The 25,104-nt window shown below is 70.2% G+C and carries 21 protein-coding genes; 11 read left to right on the top strand and 10 right to left on the bottom strand.

Going from position 1 to position 25,104, the window contains the following annotated elements; genetic code table 11:
* Positions 1-36: 36 nt before the first annotated feature.
* Positions 37-540: a DUF2505 domain-containing protein gene (locus ACWEPG_RS10515; RefSeq protein ID WP_450116612.1), complete on the bottom strand. Its 504-nt coding sequence runs from the start codon at positions 538-540 to the stop codon at positions 37-39.
* 27 nt (positions 541-567) lie between these two features.
* The gene (locus tag ACWEPG_RS10510) at positions 568-1,071 is read right to left on the bottom strand and encodes a DUF2505 domain-containing protein (RefSeq protein WP_450116613.1); all 504 of its coding nucleotides are present in this window, start codon (positions 1,069-1,071) and stop codon (positions 568-570) included.
* On the opposite strand from ACWEPG_RS10510, the gene ACWEPG_RS10505 reads away from it, so the two are divergent.
* Positions 1,070-2,182: a UDP-N-acetylmuramate dehydrogenase gene (locus ACWEPG_RS10505; protein WP_450116634.1), complete on the top strand. Its 1,113-nt coding sequence runs from the start codon at positions 1,070-1,072 to the stop codon at positions 2,180-2,182. The two genes, ACWEPG_RS10510 and ACWEPG_RS10505, sit on opposite strands and share 2 nt — an antisense overlap.
* Before the next feature lie 58 nt (positions 2,183-2,240).
* Positions 2,241-3,491: a L,D-transpeptidase gene (locus ACWEPG_RS10500; protein WP_452594353.1), complete on the top strand. Its 1,251-nt coding sequence runs from the start codon at positions 2,241-2,243 to the stop codon at positions 3,489-3,491.
* An 83-nt stretch (positions 3,492-3,574) separates the two neighbouring features.
* On the opposite strand, the gene ACWEPG_RS10495 is transcribed toward ACWEPG_RS10500, so the two are convergent.
* The 3 genes from ACWEPG_RS10495 to ACWEPG_RS10485 form a co-directional block, all read right to left on the bottom strand.
* On the bottom strand, positions 3,575-4,318 hold the full coding sequence (locus tag ACWEPG_RS10495; protein ID WP_450116615.1) for an SDR family NAD(P)-dependent oxidoreductase: 744 nt from the start codon (positions 4,316-4,318) through the stop codon (positions 3,575-3,577).
* Between the two features lie 108 nt (positions 4,319-4,426).
* The gene (locus ACWEPG_RS10490; protein WP_452594352.1) at positions 4,427-6,745 is read right to left on the bottom strand and encodes an arylsulfatase; all 2,319 of its coding nucleotides are present in this window, start codon (positions 6,743-6,745) and stop codon (positions 4,427-4,429) included.
* Positions 6,745-7,689, bottom strand: a complete 945-nt coding sequence (locus tag ACWEPG_RS10485; protein ID WP_450116617.1) for a TauD/TfdA dioxygenase family protein — start codon at positions 7,687-7,689, stop codon at positions 6,745-6,747. The genes ACWEPG_RS10490 and ACWEPG_RS10485 overlap by 1 nt, the downstream gene beginning before the upstream one ends.
* A gap of 477 nt (positions 7,690-8,166) precedes the next feature.
* Between ACWEPG_RS10485 and ACWEPG_RS10480 the strand changes: the two genes are divergently transcribed.
* The 5 genes from ACWEPG_RS10480 (at position 8,167) to ACWEPG_RS10460 (ending at position 14,636) form a co-directional block, all read left to right on the top strand.
* The gene (locus ACWEPG_RS10480; protein WP_450116618.1) at positions 8,167-9,453 is read left to right on the top strand and encodes an ROK family protein; all 1,287 of its coding nucleotides are present in this window, start codon (positions 8,167-8,169) and stop codon (positions 9,451-9,453) included.
* Complete coding sequence (locus ACWEPG_RS10475; protein WP_452594351.1) at positions 9,450-11,048, top strand: ABC transporter substrate-binding protein; 1,599 nt, start codon at positions 9,450-9,452, stop codon at positions 11,046-11,048. Before ACWEPG_RS10480 ends, ACWEPG_RS10475 begins: the two co-directional genes overlap by 4 nt.
* Before the next feature lie 17 nt (positions 11,049-11,065).
* Complete coding sequence (locus ACWEPG_RS10470) at positions 11,066-12,025, top strand: ABC transporter permease (RefSeq protein ID WP_450116620.1); 960 nt, start codon at positions 11,066-11,068, stop codon at positions 12,023-12,025.
* Positions 12,022-12,900, top strand: coding sequence for an ABC transporter permease (locus ACWEPG_RS10465; protein WP_450116621.1), 879 nt, complete (start codon positions 12,022-12,024; stop codon positions 12,898-12,900). The genes ACWEPG_RS10470 and ACWEPG_RS10465 overlap by 4 nt, the downstream gene beginning before the upstream one ends.
* 89 nt (positions 12,901-12,989) lie before the next feature.
* Positions 12,990-14,636, top strand: a complete 1,647-nt coding sequence (locus tag ACWEPG_RS10460; protein WP_452594350.1) for a dipeptide ABC transporter ATP-binding protein — start codon at positions 12,990-12,992, stop codon at positions 14,634-14,636.
* Positions 14,637-14,711: 75 nt separating this feature from the next.
* On the opposite strand, the gene ACWEPG_RS10455 is transcribed toward ACWEPG_RS10460, so the two are convergent.
* The 4 genes from ACWEPG_RS10455 to ACWEPG_RS10440 all read right to left on the bottom strand — a co-directional run bounded on the left by ACWEPG_RS10455 (position 14,712) and on the right by ACWEPG_RS10440 (position 18,565).
* Complete coding sequence (locus ACWEPG_RS10455) at positions 14,712-15,764, bottom strand: tocopherol cyclase family protein (protein ID WP_452594349.1); 1,053 nt, start codon at positions 15,762-15,764, stop codon at positions 14,712-14,714.
* Positions 15,765-15,784: 20 nt separating this feature from the next.
* Positions 15,785-16,177, bottom strand: coding sequence for a PaaI family thioesterase (locus ACWEPG_RS10450; RefSeq protein ID WP_450116624.1), 393 nt, complete (start codon positions 16,175-16,177; stop codon positions 15,785-15,787).
* An 88-nt stretch (positions 16,178-16,265) separates the two neighbouring features.
* Complete coding sequence (locus ACWEPG_RS10445; RefSeq protein WP_450116625.1) at positions 16,266-16,973, bottom strand: response regulator; 708 nt, start codon at positions 16,971-16,973, stop codon at positions 16,266-16,268.
* Positions 16,970-18,565 (bottom strand): sensor histidine kinase, encoded by a 1,596-nt coding sequence (locus ACWEPG_RS10440; protein WP_452594370.1) that lies wholly within the window; start codon positions 18,563-18,565, stop codon positions 16,970-16,972. The genes ACWEPG_RS10445 and ACWEPG_RS10440 overlap by 4 nt, the downstream gene beginning before the upstream one ends.
* A gap of 238 nt (positions 18,566-18,803) precedes the next feature.
* Here ACWEPG_RS10440 and ACWEPG_RS10435 point away from each other — a divergent pair, with 238 nt between their 5' ends.
* The 4 genes from ACWEPG_RS10435 to ACWEPG_RS10420 are packed head-to-tail and all read left to right on the top strand — an operon-like array spanning position 18,804 to position 23,013.
* A complete protein-coding gene (locus ACWEPG_RS10435) occupies positions 18,804-20,240 on the top strand; it encodes a cation:dicarboxylate symporter family transporter (protein ID WP_450116626.1) in 1,437 nt (478 codons plus the stop codon).
* Between the two features lie 58 nt (positions 20,241-20,298).
* Positions 20,299-21,126 (top strand): alpha/beta fold hydrolase, encoded by an 828-nt coding sequence (locus tag ACWEPG_RS10430; RefSeq protein WP_450116627.1) that lies wholly within the window; start codon positions 20,299-20,301, stop codon positions 21,124-21,126.
* Positions 21,127-21,172: 46 nt separating this feature from the next.
* Positions 21,173-22,501: a D-inositol-3-phosphate glycosyltransferase gene (gene mshA, locus ACWEPG_RS10425; protein WP_450116628.1), complete on the top strand. Its 1,329-nt coding sequence runs from the start codon at positions 21,173-21,175 to the stop codon at positions 22,499-22,501.
* Positions 22,498-23,013: a YbjN domain-containing protein gene (locus ACWEPG_RS10420; RefSeq protein WP_450116629.1), complete on the top strand. Its 516-nt coding sequence runs from the start codon at positions 22,498-22,500 to the stop codon at positions 23,011-23,013. The genes mshA and ACWEPG_RS10420 overlap by 4 nt, the downstream gene beginning before the upstream one ends.
* A 72-nt stretch (positions 23,014-23,085) precedes the next feature.
* Here the strand turns inward: ACWEPG_RS10420 and ACWEPG_RS10415 are convergent, their stop codons facing one another.
* On the bottom strand, positions 23,086-24,927 hold the full coding sequence (locus ACWEPG_RS10415) for an AMP-dependent synthetase/ligase (RefSeq protein ID WP_450116630.1): 1,842 nt from the start codon (positions 24,925-24,927) through the stop codon (positions 23,086-23,088).
* Between the last annotated feature and the right edge of the window lie 177 nt (positions 24,928-25,104).

Here is a 25,104-nt window from a genome sequence, read left to right as displayed (position 1 = left end):
CGGCACGCATCGACCACACCGGTCCGGTGCCCGGGATCAGGCGTTCGCGGCGACCCATTCCTCGACGGCGGCCTGGTCGCGGCCGAGGATCTCGACGACCTGGTCGGCGACCATGCCCTCGATCGCGCCGCCGATCAGCTTGATGGCGACCTCGACGTCACCCTGCAGGGTCAGCGTCGACTGGGCGCCCGCGTCGGTGAGGACGGCGGTGCCGTTGGCGGTGATCGGCAGGCCGGTGGTGGACACGGTGAACGTGCCGGTGGCCTGGCCGTTCGCGAACGGGCCCCACGCCTCGCCGCGGGTGAGCACGAGGTCGCCCTTGACTGCCTTGGAGACCAGCGACGGCAGGGAGTTCTTGTCGAGGACCTGGCTGATCGCGACGTCGATCGTGCCCTCGCCGCCGTCGAGGTGGTCGAGGGTGACGCCGTTCTCGGCGTTCTTCTCGACGCGAGGGAGCCAGAATTCGCGGCTGGTCAGCGCGTGGTGGACGGCCGCAGCGGGTGCGTTGTAGGTAAGGGTCAGTTCAATTCGGCGTGACATAGTCGGGCAGATTACATGGCTGCCGGACTACTTGTTTTCGGTCAGCCAACCAGCCGTGAATTCGTCTTCGTGCTGCAGAAGTTCGGTGATTCGTTCCGCGATCACCGACTCGATTTTGCCGCCGATTAGCGGCAGGGAGACCTGGATCTGACCGTCGAGGGTGACCGTCGAGCCGGAGCCTTCGGCGGCGAGGGTCAGGGTGCCCGTCAACTCGCCCGGCATGCCGGCGACGTGGGCGGTGAACGTGCCGGTGGCGCGGTCGCCCTCGAGGCGTCCCCAGTCCTCGGTGCGGGTGATCTCGAGGTCGCCGGGACGGATCTTCGTCACGATCGACGGCAGGTGCTCTGCGGGAATCGCCTGCGTCATCTCGACCGCGACGGTGCCGTCCCCGACGTCGATGCGGTCGATCCGCGCGTGGTCCCCGCCCGCCTCCGCGATCCGGGTCCGCCAGTACTGCTCGCTGGTCAGAGCGGCGTGCACCTGCGCGACGGACTGCGGATAACTGGAGGAATGCGGAATGCGGCGAGCCATGCCGGGCACGCTACCGTGTGCAGTCGTGCAGGTAGCGGAGGACGTGGCGGCCGAGTTCGGCGCCGAACTGGAAGTGAACGTGCCGATGTCGGGGCTGACGACGCTCCGGGTGGGCGGCGCGGCCCGCGCGATGCTCACCTGCCGGACCACCGACGCGCTGGTCGGTGTGGTGCGGTCGCTCGATGCGTCGGATGTCCCGGTCCTGATCCTCGGTGGCGGCTCGAACCTGCTCGTCGCGGACGCCGGGGTCGACGCCGTCGTGGTCCGCGTCGCGTCGGACGCGGTCCGGGTGGACGACGGTGTGGTGTCCGCGGAGGCGGGTGCGGTGTGGGACGACGTGGTCGCGCGGTCGGTGGACGCCGGTCTCGGCGGTCTCGAGTGCCTGTCCGGGATTCCCGGGTCCGCGGGCGCGACGCCCGTGCAGAACGTCGGCGCGTACGGCGTCGAGGTCGGGTCGCTGCTGCGGCGCGTGCAACTCCTCGACCGCGCGTCGGGGGAGGTGCGCTGGGTCGGGCCGGAGGCGCTCGGGCTCGGGTACCGCACGAGTGTCCTCAAGCACACCGACACCGCGGTGGTGCTGGCCGTCGAGTTCGACGTGCACGCAGACGGGCTCAGTGCCCCGCTGCGCTACCGGGAGCTGGCGGCCGCGCTCGGCGCCGAGGAGGGGGAGCGGCGGCCGGCCGCGAAGGTGCGCGAGGTCGTCCTGGGACTGCGGTCCGGCAAGGGCATGGTGCTCGACGCCGCCGACCACGACACCTGGAGCGCAGGCTCCTTCTTCACCAATCCCGTCGTCCCCGAAGGCCGGTTGCCTGAGGTCCTGGCCGCCGTCACCGCTCGGGTCGGGGACGTCAACGTCCCGCAGTTCCCCGGTGAGGGGGGCACGAAGCTGTCGGCGGGCTGGCTGATCGAGCGGGCCGGGTTCGGGAAGGGGCATCCCGGACCGGGCGCGCGGGCGCGACTGTCGACCAAGCACACCCTGGCGTTGACGAATCGCGGCGACGCGACGGCGACCGACCTGCTGGCGTTGGCGCGTGAGGTGCGGGCCGGGGTGCAGGACGCGTTCGGGGTACGTCTGGAACCCGAGCCCGTCACGGTCGGCTGCACGGTGTGATCGGGTAGGCACCTGGTTGGGCGGTCGTCGCCCCGGGGTCGTCGGTACCGTGGATTGCGTGGTCAACCAGGGCATTCGGACGAAACGGACACGCGGGCTGTCTCTGCTCGTACTGCTGACGGCGGTGGGTGCCCTGATCGTGGGCTGCACCTCCGGGGGCAGCGCCGGGCCTGCCGCGCAACCCGAGAAGGGGCCGATCGCCGCCGTCACCCACACTCCCGCCGTCGGCGCCGAGGACGTGGCCCCGACGGCACCGGTGTCGGTGACCGTCGCGAACGGAACCCTCCAGGGCGTGGCCCTGACCAGTCCGGCAGGCAAGGTGGTGCAGGGGGCACTGTCCCCGGACCAGCGGACCTACACCGTGACGGAACCCCTCGGCTACGGCGCCACCTACACCTGGTCCGGTACAGCGCTCGGCACGGACGGCAAGACCGTGCCCGTGCAGGGCGCATTCACCACCGTCGCCCCGCAGTCGGTCACCTCCGTGACCACCAACATCGGCGACGGACAGCAGGTCGGCATCGCGGCCCCGTTCATCCTCAAATTCGACGCGCCCGTCGCGGACAAGGCCGCCGTCGAGAAGGCCCTGACCATCACGACCACCCCGCCGACCCCGGGAGCCTGGGCGTGGCTGCCCGACGACGGTGGCTCGCGGGTGCACTGGCGTCCACAGAACTACTGGACACCCGGGACGACCGTGCACGTCGCCGCCGGGCTCTACGGCCTGGACTACGGCGACGGCGCGTACGGCGAATCCGACGTCACCGTCGACTTCACCATCGGCCGCAGCCAGATCGTCAAGGCCAACGCGCCGAGCCACCGCATGCAGGTGGTCCGCGAGGGCGAGACCATCATGGACATCCCCGTCAGCTACGGCGAGGGCAACGAGAACCGCAACGTCACCCGCAGCGGTATCCACGTGGTCACCGAGAAGCACGAGGACTTCCTCATGTCGAACCCGCCGTACTACGAGAACGTGCGCGAACGGTGGGCCGTGCGGATCTCGAACAACGGCGAATTCATCCACGCCAACCCGGCAACCACCGGCGTGCAGGGCGCGGCGAACGTCACCAACGGCTGCATCAACCTGTCGTTGTCCGACGCGCAGGAGTACTTCGGGACCGCGCTGTACGGCGACCCCGTCGAGGTGACCGGCACCCGCATCGACCTGTCCGCCGCCGACGGCGACCTCTACGACTGGGCGATCGATTGGCCGACGTGGCAGTCGATGTCCGCGCTGCCCGCCGCCGCCGGCGCGGCCGCGGCGCCTGCAGCCGCCGTGGCCCCGACGCCTACTCCCGTCAGCTGACCCCGGCCCGACGCATCCCGGCTGAAGGGCACCTTCGTCCGGCTCAACCGGACTGAAGGTGCCCTTCAGCCGAACGGGAAGGCCTACTTCCGGGCGAACCGGCCGGGGGAGGCCTGGTCGCGGGGCTTCATGATGATCTGGTCGAGGTTGACGTGCGAGGGCCGGGACGCGACGAACCCGATCACCTCGGCGACATCCGCGGCGACCAGCGGGGTGATGCCCTCGTACACCTTCGCGGCCCGATCCTCGTCCCCTTCGAACCGCACCAGGGAGAACTCGGTCTCCACTGCGCCGGGCGCGATCTCGGTCAGCCGCACCGGCTGTCCGAGCAGTTCGCCGCGCAGCGTGCGGTGCAGGACGGCCTGCGCGTGCTTGGCGGACGTGTAGCCGGATCCGTTGTCGTACGCCTCGAACGCGGCGACGGAGGTGATCGTGACGATCAGGCCGTCACCGGACTCGATCAGCTTGGGCAGCAACGCCTTCGTCATTCGCAGCGTGCCGAGGACGTTCGTCTCCCACATCCAGCGCCAGTCGTCGAGGTCGGCGTCCATGACGGTGGCCAGTCCCTTGGCGCCGCCTGCGTTGTTGACCAGCACGTCCACGCGGGGCAGCACCGCGCAGAACGCATCGACGGAATCCTCGTCGGTGACATCCAGTTCGAGGGCGGTGCCGCCGATGTCCTTCGCGAGCCGCTCGAGACGGTCCACCCGGCGGGCGCCGACCACCACGTGGAAGCCCTGTGCGGCCAGCGTCCGGGCGGTGGCCTCCCCGATTCCGGAGCTCGCTCCGGTGACGACGGCGACTTGGTCCTCAGGCGTAATGGTCATGTCCTCAGAGTAAGCGGCTGTGCCGCCCGTGCGCGGTTCGCGGGTCCGTGGACTCACCAACCGCGCACGAGCAGGGACGCCTCCCGCTCGCGGGGGACGGAGCCGCCTCTAGTCGGCGGCGTACTCGGCTTCGCGTTCGATCTCGCGGACCGCGGCCGCGGGGACGCCGACCGGGCCGGGGGAGTACGTCACCGAGGTCAGGTCGCCCGTGTAGCGGAACGGCCCGCGGCGCGCGCGCAGATCCCACGACACCGGCCCGCGCGCGTCGACGCCGACCGAGATGCCGGTCCACGGCGCCATGCCGACGAGCTGCACCTGGCCGAGCAGTTCGGCCGCTTCGGCGCCGTCGACCCGGATCGTGAAGTCCCAGCGCAGTCGCGGCGCGACGACCGCGGACACCTCGATCACCCGGGCAGCGGCCGGGAGCGGACCGGCGTCGACCGATGTGTACCGGCCGTAGCTGTTGACGCCGAACACCAGGTGCCCGTCCTCGACGTACAGCAGGTAGCCGCCCTGCACGTCGCCGTGCGCCACCAGCACCCCCTCGTCGCCCGCAGAGTAGCCCGCGGAGTCGCCCAGCTCGACACGGATGTCGAAGTCCCGGAACGAGATCAGCTTCGACGAGCGGTACCGCTCCAGGGTCGGGGTCCCGGGCAGGATTCGCACCGGGCGCGCCAGGGCCTGCTCGGCGGGCCGGCGAGTGAACAGTCCGGCCGGGGTGACCAGCGGGAACACCGTGTTCGCCCATGCCGACTCGTCCCACGCGGCGGCGAGTTCGGCGACCTTCTCCGGATGCCGGTCCGCGAGGTCGTGGATCTCCGTGGGGTCGGACCGCACGTCGAACAGCTGCCACTGCGGATTGTCGACGTCGAGGCCGGGATGCAGCGCGAGCAGCTTCCAGCCGTCCCGGTAGAAGCCCCGGTTGCCCACCATCTCGGTGTACTGCTCGGTGTGCGTGCTTGCGGCGGTCCGGTCCCGCAGCAGCCCCGACGCGTCCACCCCGTCGAACGTCTCGACCGGCAACCCCTTCCGCTCGGTGGGTGCCTGGACCCCGGCGAGGGAGAGGAGCGTCGGGGTGAGGTCGGTGACGTACGCGAACTGGTCCCGGACGCCGTTGTCCCCGGACTCCTTTCGCAGTCCCGCCGGCCACGACAGGACGAACGGCACCCGCACCCCGCCGGCGAACGACTGGCCCTTGTAGAATCGGAACGGGGTGTTCGACGCCTGTCCCCAGCCACGTGGGTAGTGCACACCCAGCCTGGCCGACCCGATCAGCGACTCGTCGTGCGGCACGTCGCCCACCCACTCCGGATCGGGAACGTGGGCGAACTCGGCGAAGTAGCTGCGGGTGCCCTCGGGGCCGCCCTCCGCGGTGCCGCCGTTGTCGGACGTGAAGACGACGATGGTGTTGTCGAGTTCGCCGAGTTCCTCGAGGGTGTCGAGGATCCGGCCGACGGACTGGTCCACCGAGTCCACCATCGCCGCGTACACCTCCTGGTACCTCGCGAAGCGGGCCTGCTGATCGGCGGTCAGCGAATCCCATTCGGGCACGTCGAATCCGGCCTCCACATTCCGTGGAACCTGCTCGGTGCCCTCCGGGAACAGTCCCTGCGCGAGCTGGGAGGCGAAACGGTTCTCCCGCACCGCATCCCATCCCTGCGCGTACCGGCCCCGGTACTTGGCGATGTCGGAGTCCTTGGCCTGCAACGGTCCGTGCATGGCGACGTGTGCGAAGTAGAGGAAGAACGGCTTGTCCGCCTCGTGGGCGCGCAGATCCTTGATGTACGAGACGGCCTTGTCGGTCAGGTCGTCGGTCAGGTAGTAGCCCTCCGGGTACTCGTCGACGTCGACGGCCGAGTTGTCCGACACCAGCTGGTTCGGATGGAAGAACGAGTTGAGTCCCTCCAACGAGCCGTAGTAGCGGTCGAAGCCGCGTTGCGTCGGCCACGAGTCACGGCTCGCGCCGGGACGGATGTTCGCGTCCCGCACCAGGTGCCACTTGCCGACCGCGTAGGTGGCGTACCCACCGGCCCGCAGGATCTCCGGCAGCGTCTGGATGCCCTCGGACAACTCCAGGCGCAGGCCGGGGAAGCCGGGATCGGCGTTCGCGACGAACCCGTAGCCGGCCCGGTGCGGGTTGACCCCGGTCAGCAGCGCTGCCCGCGACGGTGAGCACAGCGGGGTCGTGTGGTAGTTCGTCAACCGCACGCCCGAGGCGGCGAGCCGATCGAGATTCGGGGTGTCGATCTCGGACCCGAACGGTCCGATGTCGCTGAACCCCATGTCGTCGATCAGGACGACGACGATGTTCGGTGATCCCGGCGTGGCCGAGGGGGTTTCGGGCCAGGACGGGATCGAGTCGTCGATGGTGCGGCCGATGCGGCCGGGGAAGCCCTCGTAACCTCGGGCGTGCGGCGGAACGGTCATCAGCCGGCGACCCGGACCGGGGTGTCGATGGACGAGAAGTGCGAGGCGTCGCCGGCGACGATCCTGCTGCGCTCGCCGTGGATGTTCACCGGCACGTCACCGGCGAGGGTGATCCTGGTGAGGCGGCGGCGCTGGCCGTCGTAGTCGTCGATCGCGTAGTGCTGGGTGGCCCGGTTGTCCCAGATCGCGACGTCGCCGGGCTCCCAGTTCCAGCGGGTGGTGTTCTCGAGCTTGGTGACGCGCGCCTGCAGCAGCTGGAACAGGGCCTGCGACTCAGTGGTTCCGAGGCCGACGAAGTTCTTGATGAAGTGACCGAGCAGCAGCGTGCGCTCGCCGGTTTCGGGGTGCACCCGGACCACGGGGTGCTGAGTCTCGTAGTAGGTGGACTGGAACTCGCGGCGGTACTCCGCGGTGTTCGCGTTGATGTCCTCGGCGGCACCGGCCGCGTAGTCGTAGACGTTGGTGTGCGTGGCCCACAGGCTGTCGACCAATGCCCTGAGCGGCTCCGGGAGTGCTTCGTAGGCCGCGGTGGTCGACGCCCAGGTGGTCGAGCCGCCGTAGGTGGGCAGGACGTCGGCGCGAAGGATCGACGCCTTCGGGATCCGGTCGACGAAGGTGACGTCGGTGTGCCAGCTGTTGGCGCGACCGTACTCGGAGTCGATCGGCAGGATCTTCTCGCCCTTGGAGGTGACGGTGGGGTGCGCGGTGGTCGGCTCGCCGAGCAGCTGGGCGAACTCGTACTGGGAGTTCTCGTCCAGGTGGTGCTGGTCGCGGAAGAAGATCACCTTGTGGTCGAGCAGGGCCTTCCGGATCAGCGCGACGGTGGCCGGGTCGAGGTCGCCGCCGAGGGTGACGCCGTCGATCCGGGCGCCGATGTGGGCGCCGAGCCGGGTGACGGACGGGACGGTCGTCTCGCTCTGCCGGGAGGCGAAATCGATGGACATGAAGGACCTTTCGTCGTCGCGGGTGAGGATTGGTCGTTGCTGCTCTCATGGAACAGCTGCGGGTCCCGCGGGCCAAGGCTTTCGGTCACGGTGATCGCAAACCACGGGCCGGGTCGTCACCGATGGCGGGGATTTCCCCTCGTGTCGGGGAGAATTCGGGGGTATTTCCCCTCGCTTGCAGGAGAATTCGGTGGGTGTTAACTTGACGCCCATGACTACAGGCCGACCGTCCCCGATGCGGGTCACCTACGTGACCGCCGCTCTGGGTTCTCGTCTGCCTCTTGCGCGGGAACTCTGTTGTTCCCCCTGCGGTATCTCTCGCTAGTCCGCGCTGCCATCCGCCTCCCCCTCCACCCGGTGTTCCGCCGGGTGTGACGGTGTGTGGGGCCCTGACGCACTCCGCGTCGTGCCCGGATCTGTTCGCAGCGCTCCCGACCGTAGGTATGTCCCCGTGGGGACGAAGCGCAAGGAACTCGTGTGTCCATCTCGACTCTGCCGTCCACCGTCCACCCGCGTCCCACCGCTCACCGTGCCGCACGCGCTCCGCGTCGCGCACCGGGACGCACCCAGATCGTCCGCCCCGAGCTGCGGATCGGCGATTCCCCCGCCGCTGCCGTGTTCCGGGTCGCCTGCTCGCAGGGACCCATCTCCCGTGACACCGCCGCCAAGACCACCGGGCTGAGCACCGCGACCGTCAACCGCCAGGTCGCGGCCATGATCGGTGCCGGCCTGCTGCGTGAGCGTGCGGACCTGACCGCCTCCGGTGTGGTCGGGCGTCCGCGGGTTCCGTTCGAGGTCAACCACGAGCCCTACCTGACCGTCGGCATCCACATCGGCGCGGTGGTCACCGGGATCGTCGCCAGTGACATCCGAGGGCGGATCCTCGGTGGTGTCGAGATTCCCACCCCGACCGGCCCGCAGGACCTGGCTCTCGCCCAGATCACCAGCAGTGCGCGGATGTTCGTCGGCCGCTGGCATCGCCGCCGGCCGCTGTGGGTGGGTGTCGCGCTCGGTGGGCGGGTCGACGGTGACAGCGGGCTCGTCGACCATCCGCGGCTCGGCTGGACCGAGGCGCCGGTCGCCTCGATCATCGGCAGCGGGCTCGGACTCCCGGTCTCCGTCGCCCCGCACGTGGAGGCGATGGCCGCGTCCGAGCTGCTCCTGGCACCGCAGCGTCCCGGCGACGATGTCGCGGCCGGCACCGGACTGTACTTCTACGCCCGCGAAACCGCCGGAGTCGCAATGACAATCGACGGACGCGTGCACACCCCGGCGAACGGGCCCGGCTCCATCGTGCACCTGCCGACCGGCTCGTCGGCGCTGTGCTCGTGCGGTTCGCGTGGCTGCCTCGAGGCGACGGTGAGCGATCGCGCGACGATCGCCGCGGCGCGTGACGCGGGCATCCTCGACGGGTCCGACGACCGCCCGGGTATCGCCGCGGTCTACCGGGCCGCGGCCGGAGGCTCGCTCGCGGCACACGAACTACTGGTCGAACGGGCGCGTGTCCTCGGCCGGACGGTGGCGATGCTGCGGGATCTGTTCAACCCGGACCGGGTGATCCTCGGCGGCCAGGCCTTCACCGAGTACCCCGCCGGCATCCCCCACGTCGCGGAGGCGTTCGCCCGCACATCCAGCTTGGTCCGCAAGGACATTCGCATCACCGGCTTCGGCAACCGGGTGCAGGAGTTCGCGGCGGGTGTCGTCTCGCTGAGCTCCCTCCACGCCGACCCCCTCACTTCCATTCGAAGGACATCCATCCAGTGAGCACTTCACCTCACCTCACGCGCCTCGACCGGCGCACCTTCTTCCGCGGCGCGGGCCTCACGGCAGTGGCGGTCCTCGGCACCGGGCTGCTCGGCGCCTGCTCCTCGGCCGTCGAAGAGCAGAAGGCCGGTGCCGCAGGCACCGGCACCCCCACCCGCGGCGGAACGCTGAAGGCCGGGATCACCGCCGACGTCCTGCCTGCGACCTTCCTGACCAACACCCTCGGCGCGACCACCGTCATCGGGCTCGCCTACGACAGTCTGATCTCGTACCCGACCGACAAGGTCGAGCCGCAGCCGCGGCTGGCGACCGGGTGGACGCTCGCGGAGGATGGGAAGTCGCTCGCCCTCGACCTGCGCGAGGATGTCACCTTCCACAGCGGCCGGCCGTTCACCTCCAAGGACGCCGAGTTCTCCATCCGGACCTACGCGGACCCGAAGTGGACCGCGCAGCTGCGCAGCACCGCCGCCGCCGTCACCGGCTACGACACCAGCGACCCGCACAGGCTGGTGCTCACCTTCGCGCACCCGCTCGGAAACATCTTCGACCTGCTCGACACCGTGCCGATCCTCGACAGCGAGTCCATCGACAAGCTCACCGCCGGTGAGGCATTCATCGGGACCGGCCCGTTCAAGCTGACTTCGAGGACCCCGAACGCGTCGCTGACGTTCGAGCGGAACGAGAACTACTGGATCCCGGAGCGGCCGTACCTCGATCGAGTCGAGGTGTCGGTGATCGAGGACGCACAGGCGCTGCTCAGTTCGCTCAAGTCCGGGCAGGTGCAGGTGGTCAACGGGCTGAACTACCGCGACGTCGAGACCCTCGGCAAGACCGCCGGTTACCAGGCGATCCCGCTGGAGGGCGCCGAACTGCAGGTGTATGTCGGCACCAACGTCACACACCCGGCACTCGCCGACGTGCGGGTGCGTCAGGCGATCGCGTACGCGCTGGACCGCGACCGCATCGTCACCGAGGTGTTCCGCGGGTCCGGCTACCCGGTGAATCTGCCGTGGCCGAAGTCGTCCCCCGCCTACGACGAGGTCCGCAACTCCACCTACGGGCTCGACGCGGCGAAGGCGAAGCAGTTGCTCACCGAATCCGGTGTGGCCGTGCCGAACCTGCCGTTGACGTACCAGGCGGGCAATCCCTTCCACGAGGCGGCGGCACAGATCGTGCAGGCGAACCTGGCCGAGATCGGCATCGGCACCACGCTCGATCCGCAGGAGGGCGCGACGTTCGTCAAGAACCTGATCGGCGCCCAGTTCCCCGCGCTGTGGCTGACCTTCCACTCGTGGGCGCAGTACGTGCCGTCCACGCTGACGGTCAGCGCCTACCCGTTCAACGCCCACAAGAACGCCTCCCGGTTCGACAGCCCCGAGTACATTGCCGCCGCGGACGCTGCCTGGCAGGTGCCGGACGGTACCGGGGCACAGGCCGTCGCCGCGTACCGAACCGTCAGCGACGAACTGCTCGACAACCTGTTCCTGATCGAGATCGGCGTCATCCTCAACCAGATCGCGGCCGCCGAGACGGTGCGCGACATCGGGTGGACGAAGCGGTCCGAGATCCAGCTGACCGACACCTATCTGACCTGACCCCGAAAGGAGCCCTCATGGTGCGCTATCTGGTGCATCGGGTGCCCTCGGCAGTCGCGGTCCTGGTGTTGGCCTCGCTGCTGATCTTCTTCGTCCTGCGTCTCGTGCCGGGTGACCCGGCGACCAGTCTCGCCGGTCCGGATGCCACGCCGGAAACGATTGCCGTGGTGCGGCATTCGCTCGGGCTGGACCGGTCCGTCCCGGCTCAGTACCTGTCCTGGATCGGCGACATGGTCACCTTCGACCTCGGCAGGTCCTACGTCCTCGGCGGGCGGATCACCGACCTCGTCGGAACTGCCCTCGTCAACACCGTGGTGCTGTCCGGGGCGGCGCTGCTGCTCGCGCTGGTGGTGAGCCTGGCGCTGTCCGTCGCCGTCGTGGTGTGGCCGAGCCGATGGCTGACCGGGCTCGTCGCCGGCTTCAACACCCTCGCCGTCGCACTGCCGACGTTCGTGACCGGCGTCCTGCTCGTGCTCGTGTTCGCGGTGCTGCTGCCGGTGCTGCCCTCCGGTGGGATCCCCCCGGGGGGGTTCCTGGCCCGGCCGGACATCTCGCTGCAGTACCTGGCTCTGCCCGCGGTGTGCCTGGGGCTGCCGGTCGCCGCCGCGCTCACCCGGTTCCTCACCGAGGCACTGCGGACCGAGATGCGGCAACCGTACATCCTGACCGCCCGCGCGCTCGGGGTGTCGCGGTGGAACCTGGTCACCCGCAGCGCGTTACGCAACGCGCTGCCGACGATGCTGACCGTGCTCGGACTGCAGACCGGGCAGCTGCTCGGCGGTGCGGTCCTCGTCGAGGCGATCTTCGCGTGGCCCGGCATCGGGCAGCTGATCGAACAGGGCATCAGCCGGCGTGACTATCCGGTGGTGCAGGTGCTGCTGCTGATCGCGGTGTCGGTGTTCGTGATCGTCCAGCTGCTCACCGACATCGTGCACGCCTACCTGGATCCGCGGATCCGGATCGGAGGAGCATCGTGAGCGTGTCCGCCCTCGACAGCGTCGCGGTCGCCGACCGGGGGTTGCCCGATCCGCCGTCACGGCGCCGACCCACGATCGTCGCCCTCACTCGTAGCCAGGGACTCGTCGGAGTGCTCCTCGTTCTCGTCGTCGCGATCGCGGGTCTGCTGGCCCACTGGCTCGCGCCGTTCGGTCCGAACGAGCAGATCGCCGGGGCCAACCTGCTCGGACCGAGCGCCGAGCATTGGTTCGGTACCGACGAGGTCAACCGCGACGTGTACTCCCGGGTGTTGCACGGTATCCGGATCAACCTGCAGATCATCCTCGTTGCCGTGCCCGTGGGCGCGCTGCTGGGATCCCTGCTGGGGCTGCCTTCGACGCTGCACCCCGCCGCGGACGTGGTTGCGCAACGAGCCTTCGACGTCGTGCTCGCGTTCCCCGCACTGATCCTCGCCATCGCGCTGGCCGCGGTTGTCGGACCGGGTGCGATCACTGTCGGGATCGTCATCGTCGTCGCCGAGATCCCGGTCTTCGGGCGAACCGTCCGCACCCAGGTGCTCCGGATCCGGGAGTTGCCGTTCGTGGAGGCGTCCGAGGTGATCGGGGCGTCGCGGTGGTGGACGCTGCGCACCCACGTGCTGCCGAACGCCATCGAGCCGCTGGCCGTGCAGCTGGCGCTGTCGCTGTCGGTTGCGGTGTTCGTCGAAGCGGCCATGAGTTTCATCGGGATCGGGGTGCGGCCTCCCGAGCCGTCCCTGGGCTCGATCGTCGCCGACGCCGTCCCGAACCTCGACGCCAACCCGATGTTCGCGATCGGCCCCCTGGCCGTCATCGCGGCGCTGGTCCTCGGGTTCCTGCTCATCGCCCAGGCCCTCGGCTCGGCCCGTCGGGCCTGACCTCATTCCTCGGTTCCCAAATGTCACATTCGGTCACTTGACGACCCCCAATGTGACATTTGGGAACTCATCGACAGGAGTACACGACGATGACCGAGACGATTCTCGACATCGCAGACCTCACGATCCGGTTCGGTCCGGATGCCCCGCCGGTCGTGTCCGGGCTCGACCTCACCGTCGACGCCGGCGAAATCGTCGCGCTGGTCGGCGAATCCGGATCCGGGAAGTCGATGACCGCGAAGGCGGTCCTCGGATTGCTGCCCGGCGGCGCGGAGGCGCGCGGCTCGATCCTGCTCGGCGGCGACCAGATCGTCGCGGCCTCCGAGGCGGACCTCGCCCGGCTGCGTGGCACCCGTGCGGCGATGGTCTTCCAGGAACCGCAGACCGCGCTCAACCCCGTCCAGAAGGTCGGCTGGCAGATCGCGCAGGCGCTGCGGTCGCACGGCAGGATCTCGCGGTCGGACGCCCGCGACCGGGCGATCGAACTGCTGCGCCTGGTCGAGATCCCTGACCCGGACACCCGCGTCGACTGGTACCCGCACCAGCTGTCCGGTGGGCAGAAGCAGCGGGTGGTGATCGCACTCGCACTGTCCGGGAACCCGGATCTGCTGATCGCCGACGAGCCGACGACCGCGCTCGACGTCACCGTGCAGGCCGAGATCCTCACCCTGCTGCGGGCCCTGCGCGACGAGCGCGGTACCGCGATCCTGCTGATCACCCACAACATGGGCGTGGTCGCGGACATCGCCGACCGCGTCGCGGTGCTGCGTCGCGGCGAGCTCGTCGAGGACCGCGGCGTCCACGACCTGTTCTCCGCCCCGCGGGAGAAGTACACGAGGCAACTGCTGGCGGCCGTCCCTCGACTGCCCGAGGACGTGGACGAGCACACCCCGGCCGCGCAGTCGCCCGAGGCGCCGGTGCTGTCGATCCGTGACCTCGACGTGGTGTATCCGGCCAGGTTGGGCAACAGGGAGTTCCACGCACTGCACCGGGTGAGCCTCGACGTCGCGGCGGGAGAGGTGCTCGGACTGGTCGGCGAATCCGGTTCGGGGAAGACCACTCTCGGACGCGCCGCGCTCGCGGTCGTCAAGGCGACGGGCGGTTCGGTCACGTTCGACGGCACGGACATCACCACGGTGTCGAGGCGGGAGCTACGGGGGCTGCGCCGCGGCGTCGCACTCGTGCACCAGGATCCCGCCGCGTCGCTCGACCCACGGCGGAGCATCTGGGACTCGATCGCCGAACCGCTGGTCGTGCACAGGTCCGCGTCGGGCGCGTTGCTGAGGGCCAGGGTCGCGGAACTGCTGGACTCGGTGCGGCTGCCCCGCGCGTTCGCCGAGCGTCGCCCTGCCGAACTGTCGGGCGGTCAACGACAGCGGGTCGCGCTGGCCCGCGCGCTGTCCCTTGCGCCACGACTGCTGGTCGCGGACGAGCCGACGAGCGCACTGGACGTGTCCGTGCAGGCCGAGGTCCTCGCCCTGTTCGCGGACCTGCGCGACGAGTACCGCTTCGCCTGCCTGTTCATCAGTCACGACCTCGCGGTGGTGCACCAGGTCGCCGACCGGGTGGCGGTGCTGCGGCGCGGCGAGATCGTCGAGACCGGGCCCACCGCCACGGTTTTCAATCGGCCACACGCGGAGTACACGCGCGGACTACTGGACGCGGTGCCGCTGCCGGATCCGGAACTGCAGCGCCGCCGCCGTACGACCGAGGCGGTGCTGTCCGCGGTCGGCTGAGCGCGGGTTCCCCAATGTCACATCGGGGAACCTCAAGTGAGCCGATGTGACATTGGGGAACCAGGGCGCGGCGGGTCAGCGGGGTAGGGGCGGGGCGTCGGCGGCGTCCGGGGTCGCGCCGCGCCGGGTCGTCTCGGCGCGGGCGCGGTCCAGGCCGCCGTGCTCGAGGGCCGCGAGCGACGACGTGCCGGACCAGATCTCGCGGCCGTCGCGCCGCACCGTCACCGACATGCGGGCGCCGAGGTGTTCGATCGCGCCGGGGACGTTGCGACGCTCGGCGGGCAGCGGCACGGGCAGAACGTGGGCGTCACCGAGTGGTCCGGAGCCCTCGACGCAGACGGTCCACCGCGGGCTGCGGCCGCGGATCGTCCACGTGTCGTCGGTGACGGTGGCGCGCACGTGCCGCGGATGGCACAGGCGCAGCACCCGGCCGCCGGGCAGTTGGACGACGACCGCCGTCGTCTCCGTACGGAGCGGGCCGACGTGCACCTCGCCGCCCGCGAACGCCACGCACGCGTCCGGCTCGGTGAACCCCTGCGCCTGCCCCCACCACCAGGAGTCCGGGAAACCGCCTCGGCCCCAGTTCTTCTCCGCGTACACCTGGGCGCCGGTGAGGTCGACACGTCGATCGCCGAGCACCGCGACCCCCTCGGCCCGGCCGCCGAGCAGCCACGGGTGCCAGTACTGGTTCAGCGCGGGAACGGCGTGGAAGGGGCCGGAACCGCCGAACATCCGACGAGGCCACGGCACCGGGTCGACGACACGGACGTCGAGTCGGGCGTCGGGGCCGAGGTCGACCCGCAGCCGGCCGGGGTCGCCCGCGAACGCGGCACCGGCGGCCGCGCCGAGCCGGCGCGGGTCCGCGAACCCGTCCGGGTGGGCCGCGGTGCGCAGGAATCCGCTCGGGTGCCCGGCGAGGCCGAGCGTCGCCCAGTGGCCGGTGGGGGAGCGGTTCACCCCGCACAATGCGATCACGACCTCCCCGGAGCCGGGGACGGTGAACCGCCAGAAGTAGCCCTCCATCGCGACGTCGTGCGCGCGCAACGGATCGCCGAACGGCAGATCGGCGCCGCTCCCTCGGTACGCGCTGTGCGGCCGAAACACATGGTCGCCGTGCAACCGTGTCATGCGGACACGGTAGCGGTGATTCAGGAGACGAGCACGGCCTGCGACTGCGTAACCTGCGCGACCAGGCGAGCCTCGTCGTCCCGCACCTCGATGGTGATCGCGATGGTGGACCGGCCGACGTGCAGGGGGCGGGCGGTCGCGGTGACGGTGCCCTTGCGGACCCCGCGGGTGAAGACGGTGTTCGAACTTGTCGTCGACGTCGCGGCGCCGGGAGGCAGGTTGAGGAACGCGCACACCGCGCCGACACTGTCGGCGAGCGTCATCACCGCGCCGCCGTGCATTCCGGCGCCGGCGGTGGTGCGGTGGGAGTCCCAGTCGAGGGTGCCGACGGTTTCGTCGGGTGCGGCCGCGGTCAGCGCGACACCCGTGTGCACGGCGAACGGCATCGAGGCGATCAGCTCATCCAGGTCCATGTCCGGATGCTAGCCGCGTTGCGTGTCGGACACGGGCGCCGACGCGCGGCCGACCCGCGGCTGCGAGCCGGTTCACCGGGGCAGCAGATCACGCCCGGTCGCGGAGTGTGTACCGCACCTGCGGCCGGCCGGCGCGGCCGTACTCGGTCTGCCGTTCGAGGACTCCGTCGTCGGCGAGCCGTTCCAGGTAGCGCCAGGCCGTCACCCGCGACACCCCGATTGCCGAGCCGACCTCCGCGGCGGTCATCGGGCCGTCGCCCTCGCGCAGGCAGCGGGCGACCGCGTCCAGGGTCCGTGGCGCAATGCCTTTCGGGCTCGCCGACGCGGGTGCGGCGCCGCGCAGGGCGGCCATCGCCCGGTCGATGTCGTGCTGGCCGGCGGCGGTCAGCGGGCCGCGCTCGTCGGCGATCGCGGCGCGGTAGGCGATGTACCGGTCGAGTTTGTCGCGCAGCCCCGCGAAGGTGAACGGCTTGAGCAGGTACAGCACGACGCCACGCGCGACCGCTGTCCGCACCACTTCGAGTTCGCGGGCCGAGGTGACGGCGATGATGTCGGGGCTCGGCCGGAGCGTGCCCAGTGCGGCGGCGACGTCGAGGCCGCTCGTGTCGGGCAGGCCGATGTCGAGCAGCACCAGGTCGATCGGCTCGCCGCCGCGCACTGCCTCCTGCGCCACCCGGACCGCCGCATTGCCGGTGTGCACGACGTCCTGGACGGTGAATTCGGGTAGCCGGTCGAGGTATTCGCGGTGTGCCTGCGCGATCAGCGGCTCGTCCTCGACGATCAGGACCCGGATCATGTGGCGCCGCCGGGACGTTCGAGCGGGATCTCCGCGATGATCAGCGAACCCAGGGAAGGCTCCGTGCGCAGGGTGCCGCCGTACCGGGCGACGACCTGCGCGACCAGCGCCAGCCCCAGACCGTGATGTTCGGCCTTGGTCGACCAGCCGCGAGTCATCGCCCGCGCCAACGTCTCCGGTGCCATGCCGGGTCCGCTGTCGGCGACCTCGACGAAGATGGTCGAGTCCTCCTGACGCACCGTCACCTCCACCCACGGTTCGTCACCGCCGCGAGCGGTATGGGTGTCACCGCCGCGGCTCGCATCGATGGCGTTGTCGACGAGGTTGCCGACGAGCGTGACCAGGTCCCGGGACCGCAGCGGCGTCGCACCGAGGGCGGTGTCGTCGGTGACGGTCAGCTCGACCCCGCGTTCGGCGGCCGACGCGACCTTGCCGATCAGCAATGCTGACAGCGCCGGGTCGGTGACGGCGGCGGTGAGCCGGTCGACCAGGCCCTGTGACACTCGCAGTTCCTCGGTCGCGAACGCGACCGCCTCGTCATGGCGGCCGAGTTCGACCATCGTGACGATGGTGTGCAGCCGGTTCGCGGACTCGTGCGCCTGGGCGCGCAGCGATTCGGCGAGACCGCGCACCGAGTCCAGTTCGCCAAGCGCGGAACGCAGTTCGGTGCGATCACGCAGCGTCACCACCGTGCCGATGCGCCGCCCCTCCCAGTACAGCGGGTCTCGGCCGACGACCAGGACCCGGTCGGCGGTGACGTGCACCTCGTCCCGGGTGTCGCCGTCGCCCTCGTCGGTGGCGAGGGTGCGCAGCGTCTCGGGAAGGGTCTCGAAGGGCACCGGGCCGTGGGCGGGGAGCCCGAGCAGCCGGCGGGCCTCGTCGTTGACCACGTCCACGCGGGGCGGACCGGAACCGTCGGTGCCGAACACCAGCAGCCCCTCGCCGATCGCGTGCAGCACCGCGTCGTGGTGCTCGTACATCCGCCGCAGCTGGTCCGGCGCCAGCCCGAGCGTCTGCCTGCGCAGCCGCCTGGCGATCAGGTACACACCGGCCGTGGAGACCAGGAGTCCGAGCGCGACGATGCCGAGCAGTCCCGGCAGGCCGGTCCGGAACTGCTCCCAGATCTTCTGCCGGGTGACCCCGACCGAGACGAACCCGACGAGCGCACCGGCCGGGTCGTACACGGGCGCGACCGCCCGGATCGACGGGCCGAGGCTGCCGGTATAGGTCTCGCTGAACGTGTGTCCGGCCCGGGCCGGCGCGGTGTGGCCGGTGTAGGGCCTGCCGATCTGCTCGGGGAGTGGGTGGGTGAGCCGGATCTCGTCGAGGCCCATGATCACCACGAAATCGACACCGGTCGCGGTGCGGATGGCCTCGGCCCGTGGTTGCAGCGCCGCGGTCGGGTCCGGCCCGACGATGCCGGCCGCGACGCCCGGGTCGAGGGCGGTGGTCGCGGCGACATCGGTCACCGACCGGCGGGTCGCGGAGTCCGCGTCGCGCCGCTCGTCGACCGCGAACAGCACGCCCGCCACCAGCACGACCACCGCCAACGCCACCGTCTGCACGAGCAGCAGCTGCCGGGCCACGCTCATCGGTTCGCGACGTCGCCTCACCGGTCGATTGTCTCAGCCACAGCGCCGACCGCCGGCCCCGTCTTCTCGGGTGAGCGGGTTCACCGATGAACACAATTCACGCAACCTTCAGTGTGCGGTGACCGGGTACCACGATGTTCGAAGAGGTGAGGTGACCCCGGACACACGACGCGACGCCCGTGCGGCGCGCGGCCCGTGGGAGCCCACCGACCTTCCGCATCACAGTGAGGCAATCACCATGAGCAGCTCCATCGGCGCGCCGTCGAAACGTCGGGACCGCACCCACTGGCTGTACCTCGGCGTCGTGATCGCCGTCGTCGCCGGTGTCCTCGTCGGGTGGCTGGCGCCGGAGGTGGGCAAGTCCCTGGGCATCCTCGGCACCACGTTCGTGTCCCTGATCAAGATGATGATCGGGCCCGTCATCTTCTGCACCATCGTGCTCGGCATCGGCTCGGTCCGGGCCGCTGCAAGCGTCGGCCGGATCGGCGGCCTCGCTCTCGTCTACTTCCTGGGCATGTCCACGGTCGCCCTCGGCATCGGCCTGGTCGTCGGCAACGTCCTCGAACCCGGTTCCGGGCTCTCCGTCACCCCGGACATGGCGAGCAGCGGCGCCGCGCTCGCCGACAAGGCGCACGAGGCGGGCGGCACCGCCGAGTTCGTCGCGTCGATCATCCCGACGTCGCTGCTGTCCGCGTTGACCGACGGCAGCGTGCTGCAGGCTCTGTTCGTGGCGCTGCTGGTCGGCTTCGGCCTGCAGGGCATGGGCAAGGCGGGCGAACCGATCCTGCGCGGCATCGGGCACGTGCAGAAGCTGGTGTTCAAGGTCCTGTCGATGATCCTGTGGCTGGCGCCGATCGGTGCGTTCGGGGCGATCGCCAACGTCGTCGGGCAGACCGGGCTCGGCGCCGTCGTGCAGCTCGGCGCGCTGATGCTCGGCTTCTACCTGACCTGCCTGGTGTTCGTGTTCGGCGTGCTCGGCACACTGCTGCGCGCGGTGGCCGGGGTGTCGATCTTCAAGCTGGTGCGCTACCTGGCCCGCGAGTACCTGCTGATCTTCGCGACCTCCTCGTCCGAGTCCGCCCTGCCGCGTCTGATCGCGAAGATGGAACACCTCGGTGTGCAGCGCACCACCGTCGGTGTCGTCGTGCCAACCGGCTACTCCTTCAACCTCGACGGCACCGCGATCTACCTGACGATGGCCGCGATCTTCATCGCCGACGCGCTGGACCAGCCGCTCGCGCTGACCGAACAGCTCTCGCTGCTGGTGTTCATGATCGTCGCGTCGAAGGGTGCGGCCGGGGTCAGCGGCGCCGGCCTGGCCACCCTCGCGGGCGGCTTGCAGAGCCACCGCCCCGACCTCGTCGACGGGGTCGGACTGATCGTCGGCATCGACCGGTTCATGTCCGAGGCGCGGGCAGTGACGAACTTCTCCGGCAACGCCGTCGCGACACTGCTCATCGGCACCTGGACCAAGACGGTCGACGGCAAGCAGGTGCGCGAGGTGCTGGACGGCCGGAGCCCGTTCGACGAGGAGGCGTTCGCCGAGGGCGACGACCCCGCCCGGGAGCCGGTCGGCGCGGAGGTCGATCCGCTGCCCGCAGCGCCGAAGGCGCTCGACCGGTCCGCGCCGAAGGCGCTCGATCGGTCCGCGCCGAAGACCCTCGACCGGGTCTGATCGACCGGTGCGCGGACCCGGCGCCGACGGCGGTCCGGGTTCGCGCACAATGTGGCTCATGGCACTTCGCGAAGCACACGGCATCGACGGCACCTCCCTCGCCTATCGCGTCACCGGACCGGACGGGGCGCGCCCCCTGGTCCTGCTGCACGGGTGGGCGCAGTCGATGAACTGCTGGGGACCGCAGGTGCTGGACGCGCTGGCGCGGCGGTACCGGGTCATCGCCGTCGACCTGCGCGGACACGGCTACTCCGGAGTGCCCGACGCGGGCTACGACGATCCGAAGAACTGGGCCGGGGACGTCGCGGCCGTCCTCGCCGCCGAGGGGATCGAGAGCGATGCGGTTCTGCTCGGCTGGTCCTACGGCGGCCTGGTGATCGCCGACTACCTCGCGCAGCACGGCACCGACGCGGTCGCCGGCATCGTCCTGGTCGGCGCGATCACCAGCATCGGCCGGGGGCAGAAGGGCGGCCGGGTCGGCACCGCGATGCGCGAGGCGATGCCGGCGGCGCTGTCCGAGGACCCGCGCGAGGCGATCCGGGCGCTCGGCAGCTTCGGTACCGCCCTCACCGGGGCGGCCGAGGGGGTCGGCGCCGCGTCGCAGGCACTGTTCGGCACCAGCCTCTCCACTCCGCCGCGGGTACGGGCGGCGCTGTTCGGACGGGAGATCGGGCACGACGACCTGCTCGCCGCGCTCGACGTCCCCGCGTTCATCCTGCACGGCACCGCCGACTCCGTCGTGGACGTCTCCGCGGGCAGGCACGCCGCCGAACTGATCCCGAAGGCCACGGCCTCCTACTGGGAGGGCTGCGACCACGGCCCGTTCGTGGAGGATCCCGCGAGGTTCGTCACCGAGGTGCGCGACTTCGTCGACGGGCTGGCCTGATGCGCCTGTTTGGAGGGCGCCGGCGCGGGCAAGGCAAGATGGAGTCGTGACGCCTGCGCAGAATCACCGACTTCGACGGGTGGCCGTCCTGTCGGTTCACACCTCGCCCTTGGCTCAGCCGGGGACCGGTGACGCGGGCGGGATGAACGTCTACGTGCTGCAGAGTGCGCTGCAACTCGCCCGGCGCGGCATCGAGGTCGAGATCTTCACGCGCGCCACCGCCTCCGCGGACGCGCCGGTGGTCGAGGCGGCGCCCGGGGTGTTGGTGCGCAACGTGGTCGCGGGCCCGTTCGAGGGACTCGACAAGCACGACCTGCCGACCCAGCTGTGCGCCTTCACCGCGGGGGTGCTGCGCGAGGAGGCGCACCACGAGCCCGGGTACTACGACCTGATCCACTCGCACTACTGGCTGTCCGGGCAGGTGGGCTGGCTGGCCCGGGACCGATGGGGTGTCCCGCTGGTGCACACCGCGCACACCCTCGCCGCGGTCAAGAACGCCGCTCTCGCCGACGGGGACACCCCGGAACCCGCCGCCCGCCAGATCGGCGAACAACAGGTGGTCGCCGAGGCGGACCGTCTGATCACCAACACCGGCGACGAGTCCGCGCAGCTGGTCGACATCTACGGCGCCGATCCCGGTCGTATCGACGTCGTCGCTCCGGGCGCGGACCTGACGCGGTACCGGCCGGGGGACGGCGCCGCCGCCCGCACCGAACTCGGTCTCGACGCCGACGAGCTGATCGTCACGTTCGTCGGCCGTATCCAACCGCTGAAGGCGCCCGACGTGCTGCTGCGGGCCGCCGCCGCGCTGCACGAGCGCGAACCCGGGCTGCCGCTGCGCGTGCTGGTGGTGGGCGGGCCGTCCGGCACCGGCCTCGACCGCCCGGACTCGCTGATCGAACTGGCCGCGGATCTGGGCATCACAGCGCGGGTGACGTTCCTGCCGCCGCAGCCCCCGGACCGTCTGGTCCAGGTGTACCGGGCCTCCGACATCGTCGCGGTCCCCAGCTACTCCGAGTCGTTCGGTCTGGTCGCGCTCGAGGCGCAGGCCAGCGGCACCCCGGTCGTCGCGGCCGACGTCGGCGGCCTCGGCGTCGCGGTGCGGGACGGCCACAGCGGGCTGCTGGTCTCCGGGCACGACACCGACGACTGGGCGAACGCGCTGCGGACCGTCCTGGTCGATGCGGACCTGCGGGCGAAGATGACCAGGAACGCGCCCGTCCACGCGGCGAACTTCTCCTGGGAGCACACCGCGGACGGACTGCTCGACAGCTACCACCGGGCGGTCGCCGGATACCGGCGCAACCCCGACCTGGCCCCGCGGCGCGGCCGCGGCATGTGGAAACTGCGACGACTGGGAGGGGTTCGGGCATGACCGCCGTGACCGAGACGGCCACACTGATCGAGGCCGCGTTGACGGAACGTGAACTCGAATACACGCGGCCCGCCCCGCACCAGTTCGTCGTCGAACTGCCCGGTGAGCACAAGCTCAAGACCAGTTGCCTGCTCACCGTCGGCAACCACGGGGTGCGGGTCGAGGCGTTCGTGTGCCGCAAACCCGACGAGAACTTCGAGGGCGTCTACAAGTACCTGCTGCGCCGCAACCGCCGGCTGTACGGGGTGCACTACACGATCGACAAGATCGGGGACATCTATCTCGTCGGGCGGATCAGCTCGCACGCCGTCACCGGGGACGAACTCGACCGGGTGCTCGGTCAGGTCCTGGAGGCCGCCGACGGCGACTTCAACATCCTGCTCGAACTCGGCTTCGCGAGTTCCATTCGCCGGGAATGGGATTGGCGCGTCTCGCGGGGTGAGTCACTGAAGAACCTCGAACCGTTCCGGCACCTCGTCGAGGAGGACGGCGGACAGCCCGGCCTCCGCTGATCGTCCGTCGCGCGGCGGCCCCCGGCGGTGAGACGGATCGCCGCGCGGCCGAGGCGACCGCGGTGGAACTGCTCAGCCGTACAGTGCGGTGATCCGATCGGAGAAGTTGTCGACCACCTTCTTGCGCTTGAGCTTCATGCTGGGGGTGATCTCGCCGTTCTCGACGGTGAGTTCGCGCTCGAGGATCGTGAACCGTTTGATCTGCTCCCAGCGGTTGAGTCCGGCGTTGAGTTGGTCGACGTAGCCGCTCATCATCGCGATGGTCGTTCCGGAGGCGGCGATCTCGCGCAGCGGTGTGTCGCCCATCCCGTTCTGGACCGCCCATTCGGCGACGGCCTCGCCGTCGAGGCTGATGAGGGCCACACAGTACGACTTTCCCTCGCCGTGCACGATGATCTCGCCGACGTAGGGGCAGATGCCCTTGAACGTCGCGGCGATCGCGGACGGTGCGACGTACTTGCCGTTGGACGTCTTGAACATGTCCTTCTTGCGGTCGGTGATCCGCAGGTAGCCGTCGGCATCGATCGTGCCGATGTCGCCGGTGTGGAACCAGCCGTCGGCCTCGAGCGCCTCGGCGGTCGCGTCCGGGTTGTGGTGGTACCCGCTCATCACACCGGGGCTCTTGAGGAGGATCTCGCCGTCGTCGGCGATCCTCACATCGGTGCCCGGGATGGGCCACCCGACGGTCCCGAACCGGTACGCGGAAGGCCGGTTCACCAGCGACGCGGCGCTGGTCTCGGACAGGCCGTAGCCCTCGAGGACGATGATGCCGACCGCGTCGAACCATTGCGCCACATCGCGATCCAGCGGAGCGGAACCGGAGATGAAGAACTTCAGACGACCACCGAACCGGTCACGGATGGTCCTGAACACCAGTCGGTCGGCGATTGCATTCTGGGCTTTCTGCATGCGCGACAGCGGCTTTCCTGCCTGGCGTGCCTTCGACACGTCGAGTCCGACGCCGATCGCCCAGTCGAAGATCCTCTTCTTCACGCCGCCCTCGGCCTCCACCGTCCCGACGATGCGGGCGTATGCCTTCTCGAAGATGCGCGGCGCGGCACCCATGAACGTCGGCTTCACGATCGCGAGGTTGTCGACGATCCGGTCGACCCGGCCGTCGACGGCGGTCGCGAAACCGATCTGCAGCGGCAGCGTCAGCAACACCTTGCCGAACACGTGCGAGAGGGGGAGCCACAGGTACTGCAGGTCGTCGGCGTCGAGGATGCCGACAGCGTCGATCGAGGCGGCCTCGTACGTCCACGCGGAATGCGGTAGGCGCACCCCTTTGGGCCGGCCGGTGGTGCCGGAGGTGTAGATCAGGGTGGCGAGACTGTCCGGGGAGATACCGGCGATTCGCTCGTCGACGGCAGTGGGACGCTCGTCGAGCAGGACCTCCCCGATCCGTTCGAGCTGGTCGAATCCGATGACCCAGTCGTCGTCGGGCGCGGTGCCGTCGATGAGTACCACTCGGTGCACGTCGGGCAGTTCTGCGCGGTGCTCGCGGAGTTTCGCGAGCTGCGCCTCGTTCTCGGCGACGACGACACGGCTGCCCGAGTTGGAGACGATGAACGCGACATCCGACGCCGTCGTCGTGGGATACACCGTGGTGGTGGCGGCTCCTGCGCACATCACCGCGAGGTCCGCGAGCACCCATTCGTACCGGGTCGCGGAGGCGAGTGCCACCCGCTGCTCGGGTTCGACGCCGAGCGCGATCAGCCCCGCGGCGAGGGTCCGGACGCGTGTGCCGACCTCGGACCACGTCACGCTGGACCAGTCGTCGCCCGCGGGATATCGGAATGCTTCGGATGTCGGTGTCGCTGCCACCCGATCGACGAACAACTGGGCAACCGACGGCGCCCGCTCCTCGATCTTGGACCAGTCCACGACCTCGTCTGACGCGCGCGAAGCTGTCATGTTTTCGAGTCTAGGAACTCGGCCGAACCTCGACCGGGAATTCATGTCACGGTTTCGCGGCAGAACCAGTGGCACCGTGCTCCCGGCCGATGCCGGTGATGCCGCTCGCGTGACGGGGTGACGCCGGCCGAACCGCTGGCCAGGGTCGGTGCCACCCGCTCCGGCATATCCTGAATC

This window comes from Rhodococcus sp. NPDC004095 (genome assembly GCF_053604015.1).
The sequence above is the reverse complement of the archived record's forward strand: the minus strand, read 5'-3'. Positions and strand labels throughout refer to the sequence as shown.